This is a genomic window from Pseudoalteromonas sp. Z9A5 (assembly GCF_011378875.1).
Taxonomy (GTDB): domain Bacteria; phylum Pseudomonadota; class Gammaproteobacteria; order Enterobacterales; family Alteromonadaceae; genus Pseudoalteromonas.
The window spans coordinates 85054-96891 of the sequence record NZ_WTLC01000019.1; the positions used below are offsets into that span (position 1 = coordinate 85054).

General features: G+C 33.4%; 9 protein-coding genes and 1 pseudogene. 4 read left to right on the forward strand and 6 right to left on the reverse strand.

From position 1 onward, the window contains the following. Window positions 1–112: 112 nt before the first annotated feature. The 6 genes from GQR56_RS11585 to GQR56_RS21705 all read right to left on the reverse strand — a co-directional run bounded on the left by GQR56_RS11585 (window position 113) and on the right by GQR56_RS21705 (window position 6443). Window positions 113–1267, reverse strand: coding sequence for a VpsD family glycosyltransferase (locus GQR56_RS11585; RefSeq protein ID WP_166111543.1), 1155 nt, complete (start codon window positions 1265–1267; stop codon window positions 113–115). Continuing rightward, a complete protein-coding gene (locus GQR56_RS11590) occupies window positions 1267–2211 on the reverse strand; it encodes a glycosyltransferase (RefSeq protein ID WP_166111546.1) in 945 nt (314 codons plus the stop codon). Before GQR56_RS11590 ends, GQR56_RS11585 begins: the two co-directional genes overlap by 1 nt. Next, window positions 2212–3531 carry a flippase gene (locus tag GQR56_RS11595; protein ID WP_166111549.1) on the reverse strand — a complete coding sequence of 440 codons (1320 nt, stop codon included), beginning with the start codon at window positions 3529–3531 and terminating at the stop codon, window positions 2212–2214. Window positions 3532–3536: 5 nt separating this feature from the next. Next, window positions 3537–4787, reverse strand: a complete 1251-nt coding sequence (gene wecC / locus GQR56_RS11600; RefSeq protein ID WP_166111552.1) for a UDP-N-acetyl-D-mannosamine dehydrogenase — start codon at window positions 4785–4787, stop codon at window positions 3537–3539. A gap of 26 nt (window positions 4788–4813) precedes the next feature. Next, window positions 4814–5947: a UDP-N-acetylglucosamine 2-epimerase (non-hydrolyzing) gene (wecB, locus tag GQR56_RS11605; protein WP_166111555.1), complete on the reverse strand. Its 1134-nt coding sequence runs from the start codon at window positions 5945–5947 to the stop codon at window positions 4814–4816. Window positions 5948–6224: 277 nt separating this feature from the next. Continuing rightward, window positions 6225–6443: a hypothetical protein gene (locus GQR56_RS21705; RefSeq protein WP_346775764.1), complete on the reverse strand. Its 219-nt coding sequence runs from the start codon at window positions 6441–6443 to the stop codon at window positions 6225–6227. Window positions 6444–6783: 340 nt separating this feature from the next. Here GQR56_RS21705 and GQR56_RS11615 point away from each other — a divergent pair. The 4 genes and pseudogenes from GQR56_RS11615 to GQR56_RS11630 all read left to right on the forward strand — a co-directional run bounded on the left by GQR56_RS11615 (window position 6784) and on the right by GQR56_RS11630 (window position 11418). Next, window positions 6784–7501: pseudogene (locus tag GQR56_RS11615) on the forward strand (transglutaminase-like cysteine peptidase). Further along, window positions 7467–9473: an EAL domain-containing protein gene (locus GQR56_RS11620; RefSeq protein ID WP_166111561.1), complete on the forward strand. Its 2007-nt coding sequence runs from the start codon at window positions 7467–7469 to the stop codon at window positions 9471–9473. The pseudogene GQR56_RS11615 and the gene GQR56_RS11620 overlap by 35 nt, the downstream one beginning before the upstream one ends. 22 nt (window positions 9474–9495) lie before the next feature. Beyond that, window positions 9496–10038: a hypothetical protein gene (locus tag GQR56_RS11625; RefSeq protein ID WP_166111564.1), complete on the forward strand. Its 543-nt coding sequence runs from the start codon at window positions 9496–9498 to the stop codon at window positions 10036–10038. 63 nt (window positions 10039–10101) lie between these two features. Further along, window positions 10102–11418, forward strand: a complete 1317-nt coding sequence (locus GQR56_RS11630; protein WP_166111569.1) for an O-antigen ligase family protein — start codon at window positions 10102–10104, stop codon at window positions 11416–11418. Window positions 11419–11838: the final 420 nt, after the last annotated feature.

The window sequence follows — 11838 nt, forward strand, 5'->3', positions numbered from 1 at the left end:
TGAGCCACATTTCTTTAATCTGTTTGTATTTTAAAGTAAGAAACATACCTACATCCCACGATTTTAATATATTAAAATATAACCATACTTCGCTTTAAAGCGAAGCTTATAATTATTTCGAAATTGTTTTTTTATATAGATTTTCATAATCATTAATAACTTTTCCTACACTGAACAACTCGTGTATAAAATCATTATTAACTTTAACTTTATTTGATTTCAAAAAAACAGCATCTTTTGCAATTTTGATCGAGTTAACTGTATTGTAAATACAAAGCCCTGCTTTTTCTTTACTATCATTTAAATCTGAAATCACACCTGTATTTAAACATTGTACAGGTAAATTTGCCGCTAACATTTCTATTGGCACCAACCCAAATGTTTCCTCGGATGATAAAAATATACCAATATCGCATTTTTGGTATATGTTAACTATTTCTTTTGTTGTTTTAGCGCCTAAAAACTCCACCTCTTTAGTTAAGTCTTTGCTCGCTATTAAATTTTTTAGTGTATTTACATAATCTTTATCTGACTCAGGTCCTATTACTTTCAATGTTGCTTTATAACCCTGTTGCTTTAATAAATAAAGCACGTCAACTATATGATGTATACCTTTTTTATAATGAATTAATGCGCATGTTACAAAGGCAATATCGCTAGAAGGATTATTCACTTTATTATGGTTAAAATAAGCTTCATCTATTGGGTTGTAAATAACAGATACATCTTTTTTTATATCGTTTTTAATGTGACTTTTTAAATATTTACTGACACAAGTATAACGTTCAATAAAAAGCGGGGCTAAGCTAGGTAAAATACGTTCATACAGTAAGTTATTTAAAAAACCTCTAGGCTTTCGACCAATTTTTTTATAGCTATGTATTGTGGAAATAGTAGGTAACGCTTTATTTAAACCTACTAACCAACTGGCAAAGTGTGAATGGACTATATCGGGTGAAAAGTTCCTCACCTGTGCTTTAATTATTTTTATTTGATATAATAAATTAGGTAACTTAGCTAATTTACTTTTTGATGGATTTTTAATATTAAACTGTATGACTTCAAGGCTACTATTTATTTTTATTACTTCGCCTTCATTATTCACTGAATTTGTTGGATCAAAAGCAATTACTCTGTAAAAAAAATCAGTTGATGGGTCATGTTGTAGACTTTTTATTAACATTTGGCATACAGAGTCAACCCCTCCCATATTTTTAGTGCCCCATTCAAGAGTAGTGAGTGGAACTAATAATAATATTTTTCTCATTAATTACTGCCTTTTATAATCTTACGTAATAAATAAAATAAATTAGGGCTAAAAATAATAAATTTTCTTTTTTTAGTGATCTTATTATCCCACAATAATGTCCATAGAAGTTTTAAACTGTCTTTTCGTATATTAGGTGATAAATTAATTTTTAAATTCAAATTTTCATGTGCTTTATAAATAACATAAAATATATTTGCTTTTAAATACATAATATGGACTTCTTGTTTTCCTAAAAGGCTTGTGTAAAAACTTAGCATTCCAGTAATATACTCAGGCTTTACATTACCAGTAGCACCATTTGGGTTAAGTCTATATGCATATAAAGGCTTTTCTATGTGGTAAATGTGCTTACTTTGACGATATATATTTTGTAATAAAATTAAATCCTCACAAAACTTTATGCCTACTGGAAATAGATTATTATCAAAAAATGAACGTTTTATCACTCGTAGAAAAGGATAAAATAAAGACCTTGAGAATATACTACTTATAACAGTGCTACTATCTACTAATCCGAATGTATTATGGCTATAACAAGCTTTTCCACTCGATACATCACTCTTGTTAATAAAAGGAATATAGCCCATCTCTAAAACATCTACTGGATGAGCTTTAATACCAGCCTGAATTTCTAAAAAGTATCCTGGTAATATAAAGTCATCTGCATCAATAAAAGTAATATACTCTCCAACTGATTGCTTTATTCCGTTATTTCTTGCAACACTTACGCCAGCATTAGCTTGATCAATAACTTTAAACAGACCAGAGTCAATTTCATTTTTATAGTTGTTATTTATAATGCTCAAGCTATTGTCAGTAGAGCCATCATTAATAATAATTACTTCGCTTTGATTATCAATTTGGTCAACAATTGAACCTAAAGCTTGCGTTAAGTATTCTTCCCCATTGTATACAGGAATTATAATAGACAAAGAAATCATTTAATTTTTACTCGATATAACATAGTTTATATTTTCATAACTTTTAATTGGGTGAATAAACACGTCAAACATCGCTTTAATTGCCGTAAAAAACAGATATCGTGTTTTTTTAAACACAGCATAAAAAAACAAATCTGCTATAAAAAATGATAAAACCGAAATAATTGCAGCACTGTATAAACCATAAATAGGTATTAAAAAGTAGTTCATACTTAAACTAAAGCTTGCGGCAACTATCGATTTTATTAGTTCAAATTTAGCTAAATTCATTAGTACTAACATACGTGAAAATACTGCAGCTATATATATAACAACTATTTTCCAGATGAGTATTTTTAAAATGGGTGCTGCATCAATAAACTCATTTCCAAAAAGAAGTTTAATTATTAGATCCGAAAAAAAACCAACTGAAATCGCACTAACCAGCCCAAAAACAAATAGTATTTTAATTAATCCTGAAAAAAACAAATCAAGATCATCACTTTGTGTGTCTACTTTTTTTGATAAAGGTAAATAGAAAGTCATAGTAATTATTGTACCTACAAAAGCGAACTGCATTATTACTTTACCTGCAGCACTATAAATACCGGCGTCAGCTTGCGACATCATACTTGATATTAAAACAATATCCGCCTGTATAAATAACGGGTATATTGCTGCAGCTATTAACAATGGCCTAGCTTCAAGGAGTACTTTTTTAATTATACTAAAGCTAAAGCTAACTTTTATTTTTTGATTTTTTTTATAATCGAAAAATAAAAATAAAAACTGCAGTACGGCTTGTATCGGGATAAATGCCACTACATATTCATAAGAAAAATTACACGCCAATGCTAAAAACAAGTACATTAGAGCTATTAACCGTGACTTTAAAGCCGCTAAACCTATTTTTTTAGGTTGATTTACTGATTGAAAATATAATTTTACAACTGTCGCTCTTGAAAAATATACTGAAATTGAAACCCATATGAATATAACGAATAAATCAGCTTCAATAATTCCATCACTTACAAACCATATACCACCGTAAATGACTAAACACTGTATACACCAAGCTACGAATTGAGTTATAAAAACAGTTGATATATAGTCAACATCAGTAGGTTTTCGTGATAGATCTCTTACTACAATATGATCTAAACCAAGTACAGTTATAAATACTGTTAAAGCAGATATAGCTTGGATATAACTTAATTTACCTAAACTTTCAGGTCCAAATAAGCGAGCAACCAGTACAACACTTAATAAACCAAAAGCTATTGTGGTGAAATTTTCTAACCCATACCAAAATACTTTAACAATATTATCTTTTTTAGACATTTAGCTTAAATAATCCCACGTGTATCAATAACCACTTTTGACGCAAACTCAGTTTTATCCGCTGCTTTAAATTGCTTATGGTCAACTAAAACAACAATGATATTTGCTTGCTCTAGTGCAGATTCAAGTGTTACTAGCTCGACACCATTTGAAGCAAGTTTATCTGGAAGAGTGTGTATATTAGGTTCTACAGCTAAAATTTTACCTACATTTTTTATCGCTAGCTCTTGAACAATTTGAAGTGCTGGGCTTTCGCGTAAGTCGTCTATATCAGCTTTAAATGCTAAGCCTAAACACGCTATCACTGGTCGTTTAAATTCGTCAGCGGCTTTAGTCACTTTACTAATAACGTAATATGGTTTTGCGTCGTTTGTTAAACGCGCTTGTTTAATTATTTTAGCGTCATCTGGGCAACTAGCTACAATAAACCATGGATCGACTGCAATGCAGTGCCCACCAACACCTGGGCCTGGGTTGAGTATATTTACGCGTGGATGGCGATTAGCTAACTTAACAAGTTCCCATACATTTATTTTAAGCTTGTCACAAATGACAGATAACTCATTGGCAAATGCTATATTTACATCGCGAAATGAGTTTTCGGTTAATTTTGCCATTTCAGCAGTGCGCGCATTTGTAATAATACATTCGCCACGTACAAATAATTCGTATAATTTAACTGCTTTTTCACTACACGCTTTACTCATTCCACCAATAACACGATCGTTTGATACCAGCTCTTGTAATACATAACCCGGCAATACTCGCTCTGGGCAATGTGCGATGTTAATGTCGGCTGCATCGCCTTTGTCTTGTGGGAATGTTAAATCTGGTCGGGCTTCGCTTAACCATTGTGCTAACTGTTCAGTGGCACCTACAGGCGAGGTTGATTCTAAAATAACTAGATTGCCTTTTTCGAGTACTGGTGCAATTGTTTTAGCTGCCGACTCTATGTAACTTAAATCGGCTTTATGATCGCCACTTTCGCTGTGAATAAATGGTGTAGGTACTGCAACCATAAATACATCCGCTTTTTCTGGAATGGTAGTTGCGCGTAGGTTACCTGTAGATACAACACCTCTAACAATAATATCTAAATCGGGTTCTACGATGTGGATTTCACCCGCATTGATAGTATCAACTGCTTTTTGGTTTACATCTAAACCAATAACATTAATTCCTCTTGAAGCAATTACTGCTGCTGTAGGTAAACCTATATATCCTAAACCAACTACTGATACTGTTTTAATTGTCATTGTAAAATCCTTTAAAAAACTATTTATTACACGTTAAAGTGCTGTTTAATTTTTAAAATAATGCGTTCACATGCTTTGCCGTCACCGTATGGGTTATGTGCACGGCTCATCGTTTCGTAATCAGCTTGATTTGTTAGTAAGTTTTTAACCTCATCAATTATTCGGTTTTTATCCGTTCCAACTAGTTTAACTGTTCCGGCTACTACTGCTTCTGGTCGCTCTGTGGTGTCTCGCATTACTAAAACGGGTTTACCTAAACTTGGTGCTTCTTCTTGCACACCGCCTGAATCAGTTACGATTATGTGCGCTTTACTCATCAGGTAAACAAATGGTAGGTAATCTTGTGGTTCAATGAGGTGTACGTTGTCTACATTTTTTAATATGCGATTAACAGGCTCTCGTACATTTGGATTTAAGTGCATTGGGTAAAGTACTTGTGCTTCTGGGTGAGCTGTTGCTATTTCAGCAAGCGCTTCACAAATACGTTCAAATCCTCCCCCAAAACTTTCGCGTCTATGCCCTGTTACTAAAATTAGTTTTTTGTTTTCATCTAGCTCAGGAAATTTTGCTTTTAACGTATCTATTAATACTTTATCTGTTTTTACTTTATCTACAACTTGTAATAATGCATCTATTACAGTGTTACCTGTAACAATTATATCGCTTGGGTTAACGCCTTCGTTTAATAAATTTTGTTGAGAGGTATCGGTAGGCGAAAAATGCAATTTAGTGATTGCTCCTGTTAGTTTTCGATTACCCTCTTCTGGCCACGGTGAGGCTAAATTACCGGTACGTAAACCGGCTTCTACGTGTCCAACTGGTATTTGCTGATAAAATGCAGCTAAACTTGCTGATAGTGTTGTGCTTGTATCACCATGGACAAGTATTAAATCTGGCTTAAATTCTTCTAATATTGGTTTCAAACCTAAAAGAATGTTAGTGGTAACATCGTACAAACTTTGACCAGGCTTCATTATATTTAGATCATATTCTGGTACTATTTCAAATAGATCGAGTACCTGATCAAGCATTTCTCTATGTTGTGCCGTAACGCATACCTTTGCCTCTATACCACTAGCTAAATTTAATGCTTTTACTAACGGTGCCATTTTAATAGCTTCAGGACGTGTACCAAAAACACTTAATATTTTAATAGCCATGATTTTCCTTCATTTTGACTGGTTAGCTTTAATATTCACTTACTGTGAATAAGTTTTAACGTATTTACTAATTTGTTATCCATAGAGCTTAATTGCATTGCATATTCTACCTTGGCAAGCATATAACCTAATTTTGAACTACAGCTGTCTAACTTACTTTTAAATAATAAGTATTTAGATGACTAAGCTTTAATAATGCGTCGGTAAGTTGAACTTGCTATCCACCCTGTTGATATCTTTTAATGTTTGCCGAATTGTTGTAGATGCAACATAGTGCTCAATTAATTAAGTTATTTAATTCAATCGAGTAACTTTTATCTAAGAAACAACTTTTCACACGCACTTTTAATGTGATTTCAAATTTTAAGCTGGTATCTAAGTGGTTTTCAATTGCATTTTTTGAAATATGAGTAATTATTACTGTTTTTTTAATACTGGTTTGTACAGCTCTATTTACTACATATTGAATAAATTGTTTATTAACAAAAGGAAACATTTTTTTGCTGTAGCTTTGATCACGAGTAACATGCGTGGACCAAAAAAATGACAGGTGAGGCTGCTTTTTTTAAGACTCTCATCGTAATTCCTTTTTTAATGACTTTTCAAATAACACAAAAATAATTAAAGGGTCGAGTTCGTTTTTATGTATTTCACATTCAATGTGGATTGGTTATTATACACTACACTATATTTCACTCAATCTTAAAAACACCCTTTTTGATTATTTTTTTGTTAAATTTGTGTTTCAACAAACAATAAAACTCATTCTTTTTCATTGGCTTTTTTTTAAAGGTTAATGATACTATCACTATGTTTAGTTTTCAGGGGACTAGTTTGTGCGCTTAGGGCTTTGCATTTTAATATTTTTATCTTTTTTTGTTTATTCGCAAGACATACTTTTGTATCTGCGTAATAGCGATATAATTGACCGCGCACAAAACCAGTATGGTGATAGTGGTTACAGTAGAATAAAAAAATGGCTAAACTTCATTGATGACTCTTCTGATAATAGTGAATGGCAAAAAATCCACTTAGTTAACGATTTTTTTAATGAAAATATAAAATATAAAACCGATAAAGAACTTTGGAATCAAAACGATTACTGGGCTACCCCCATTGAAAGTTTAGGTGTTGGTATGGGCGATTGTGAAGATTACGTAATAGCAAAATATTTTACACTTATTGCACTGGGTATCCCCGAAGACAAAATTAGATTGATGTATGTACGTCAACGTACTGTAAATCAACCTCATATGGTTCTTATTTACATCGAAAAACCTAACCAAATTCCTTTTGTTTTAGGAAATTTTAATAGCAAACTATTACCCGCCAATAAACGAACCGATTTAACGCCCATTTATAGTTTTAATGGTCAAGGCTTATGGTTAGCTAAATCGAAAGGATTAGGTAATAAGGTAAAAAACAGTAGTGGTGTGTCGGCTTGGAATACTATGCTAGAAAGAATTGAACATGGTGAGCTTGCTCCCGCCAATAGTAATGTCAGAAGGAACTAAGAATTATGTCTCGATTTTTAAAAAACGGGTTAAGCCTTAAAACTCAAGTTTATGGCCTTATTATAGTCATTTCTGTTATCTCATTCGTTGTACGTGTAATTACTGATGTTGATACCACTCGCAATTATCTTCAAACACAAATGGGCAGCCACGCACAAGATACAGCAACTAGTTTAGGACTTTCTATTTCACCTTACTTGGATGAGGATAGCTTAATGATTGCTCAAACAATGGCAACGGCTATTTTTGATTCCGGTTATTATGATGAAATTAAGTTTACTGATTCGCAAAATATCGTTGTATTTGATCTTCAAAACCCTAAACGTGTTGAGTCTGTACCTAATTGGTTTATTGCACTTTGCAGATTAAATGCACCTACTATGTATTCAGAACTAAATAGTGGCTGGATAATGTCGGGAGTACTTGAAGTAACAAGCCATACAGGTCAATCGTATTTAACACTTTGGGAGCATACAAAGCGCAGTTTTTATAGTTCACTTTTATTATTGATGGCGTCTCTTGTAGTGGCTTTTTTAATTTTACGTACTGTGTTTAAACCTTTAAAAGCAGTAGAAAATCAAGCTCACCTTGTTACTCGTAAACGATTTACATTGAATGAAGAAATCCCAATTGCACGAGAGCTACGTATAGTCACTAAAGCTATTAACAATATGGTTATTAACTTACAAAGTACATTTGAATCACTTACCAAACAAACGCAAAAGCTTGCGGAAGAAGTATACATTGATTCATTGACGGGTCTTGGTAATCGTAAGTCGTTTGAAAATCACTTCCACTCAGTCGTTAATACAATCAGTAAAGACTCATCTATTTCTGCAATGATGATTACACTTCCTTCGCTTACAAATATTAACCAAACTGTAAGTTATCAAGATGGTGATGCACATGTACGCGATGTCAGTGTTACACTTATCGATATTATTAGTCATCTAACTAATTCTAAAGTATTTAGGTTAAACGGCAGCACATTTATTGCTTTGGTACCTTTCGATACACTTTTTTTAAACCGAACCCGTTTAGAAATAATGGACGCATTTAGTCAAAAGAAAAATAGTTTACATATAAATGGCTTTGCCAACTTTGCACTTGTTGCTGTTGAGAAAGGCTCCTCTATTGGTGGTGTTTTATCAGCCCTTGATACTGGCTGTACAATTGGAGAAAACTCTACAAATGATAAAGTAGATAAAGATACCTTATTTAGTGTGAAACAATGGCGTGCACTAATTCAATCTATAATCACTTCTGCAGAAGTAAGTTTTTCATTACAAGCTGTTAAGCATGCTAAAACTCAAAATGAGCAATGCTATTTTGAAGTATTTGCACATTTTATTCATGATGGTGAAAAAATTAATAATGGTCATTTATTTGCAATGGCTGAAAAACTAAACTTAACTGAAGAACTAGATAAAAAACTAATTCGTAACTTTGTTAATGTTAAAGAGCAATACCCAGATGATGTATTTGCATTAAATGTGAGTAAAGCGTCTTTATATTCAACCGATTTTATACAATGGCTTACGCTATACGCACACACTAAGCCGATTATAAAAACGAACCTGATTTTTGAGCTTCATGAAATTAGCTTACTTTATAACGTTCATATTGCGTCTATGCATATAGATGCTATTAAAGATATTGGTATTGGTGTATGTGTTGAGCACTTTGGTACTAGCTTAACGTCGTTTAGGTATTTGCAGGGTCTTGATATTGAATACGTGAAAATTGACGGCAGTTATATACAAGACCTATTAGATAACACACAGAGTCAGTTTTTTATTCAAACCGTTAATAATATTTGTCATGGCTTTGGGATTAAAGTTTTAGCTTGCTTAATTGAAAAACCGGAAACATTAAAAATGCTTGAAAATTTAGGGTGTGATGGCGTCCAAGGTAACTTGATTATGCCTCCTTCTAAAATTATTAAAGAAAATTATAATAGCGTAAATAAAGAGTTTACTTTCTGTGCAAATACGCTAAAATTTTGTAATTAGACACTCAAACTAGGGACGAGAGATGAAATCACTTATCTTGGCTGGCTTAATCGCTAGCGCATCTGCACTTACCGCTGTACCTGCTTATGCATTAACTGACTCAAATACAGTTTTACAACAACAAAGCATGGATAACATACTTAGTATTTTAAATAACAAAGATGTAACTCCTGAACAGCTTAATAAAGATTTAGCCAAAGCGATTAACCAGCTATGTCAGATTGCTCCTGCAGACTTAAATGCTCCAATTGCAAATGGTAGTTGTTCTGATGCTCAATTAGATGCCATGATTTCTGACGTTGTTAGTGCTCTTGGTGCTGACAGTTCGCTTATTGCAGATTTTTTAGCTGCTTTAGTTGCCGCAGGTATAAATAGCGATTCAGTTACCATTGCGGCTATTACTGCTGGCATTGATGCAAGTATTGCATCTGAAGCTACTGCTGCAGGTCCAACTCCTGGTGTTACACCTACAGCACCTGTTATTGTTACTTTTCCTGTCATTACACTACCACCTGGTGCTGGTGGTACTGGTGGCGATGAAGGTATTTCAGAAGTCGGTAACTAATATCGCTTATTGAATATAATATAAACGCAGCGCTTGAGCTGCGTTTTTACTTTTGAGTTTACTTTGAATCGCTTTATATTTTTTTTGCTGTGTGCAATATTATTTTTGCTACCTATTCCTTTAGGTAGTTATCGTCCTTGGGCTATTTTAGCAATGGGCGTTTTAATTGGGGCTACATTTTTAGCTCACTTAATTAACTGCACTATTAACCACGAGCAACCCCTTTACCCTCCTTTATACTCTTGGCCTTTATTTGGTGCTCTTGGTATTGTTGTTTTAATTTGCTGTGTACAGTTATTAGGCATAAGTATTGATCCCTTTCAGACCAAGCAAATGCTAATTAAAACCAGTTTTATAATACTGTTTTGCTGGTTAATATTTATTTATTGCAATAGTAGCCAACGTATTAAAAAGCTTATTTATGCCATTATTTGTGCGGGCGTTTTCCAAGCTTTATACGCAAGTTACTTAAATTTCTCACCCGATATAGTTAGTCCTTTATTTGGCTACAGACACACCAAGCGCGCTATTGGCACTTTTACTTACTCTAATTTTTTAGCTAATTATTTAGCACTATGCTTATGCTTAGGTATTGGTGTATTAGTAAGTGAGTTAAAACGTTCTGATAGTGATTATAAACAAACACTTAAGCAAACCTTACGTGCCTGGGCCGAAATACTTTTAAGTTCAAAAATTATTTTACGTATTTCGCTAATTATAATTATTGTTGCGCTTATATTAACGCGTAGCCGTATGGGTAATTCGGCATTTTTTATTGCATTAATTGTTGTAAGTTTTTTAGCTTTATTTATTTATAAGCACAAACCAAAAGCGTTTAAGCTTCTAATAATTAGTTTTTTTATTATTGATTTAATTATTATTGGTGCCATTTTTGATGTTGAAAAAGTTAAACAGCGAATTAGCGAAACAAGTATTCAATCAGAAACACGCGATGAAGTAGTCCGAGACTCAATTCCACTCATATTAGATAAACCTTTATTGGGCTCTGGTGGTGGTACATTTTATACGGCGTTTCCGGCGTATCAATCTGAGCCTTATTCTGGTTACTACGATAACGCCCATAACGATTACGTACAGTTTGCAGTAGAGCTAGGTATACCCGCTACAGCTGCACTAGGCTCACTTATACTCTATTGTTTATGGTTATGTGTTAATACTATGCGAATGCGTAAAACAGCGTTGTTCCAGGGCGTTGCTTTTGGCTGTGCCATTGCAATTATAGATATGTTGCTGCATTCATTGGTAGATTACTCTTTACAAGCGGGTGCAAACTCAATGCTGTTCATGGCTATTTTATGCTTGGCAATATTAAGTAATAAATTACCCGCGTCTAAACGAAGTCGAAAAGAGCATGGTTAAATGCAGGATCTAGCATAATTAATTATCTAATTTAGAGTATAAGTAGAAGTTTCGCTTCTAATGTGAGCAAGCTTAAGACCTACCGCCCAAGGTGCAGATTTACGGTTAACTTGTAGACGCGCAACTTGTTGGAGTAACAGTACAGCCCGTAAGAAGTGATTTATGCACAAAGAGGTTATGAGGTGCTTCGCTTTTAGAGGAAGAGATTAATTTAAAGCTATTCTTGGCTTATATCTTCTCATTTACTCCTTTTTCACTTCTCTTTGTGAATAGTGTTTTATTTAAGTAACTAAAAGCTACGCTTTTCACGTGAGCAAGCTCTACATCTTGTATCTCTCATTGATAAATGATTAGCTATCATTTATCACATCGAAGTCAGTGAGCTTGCCTCGACGTCTAGTATTTAATACTGCTCGGTAG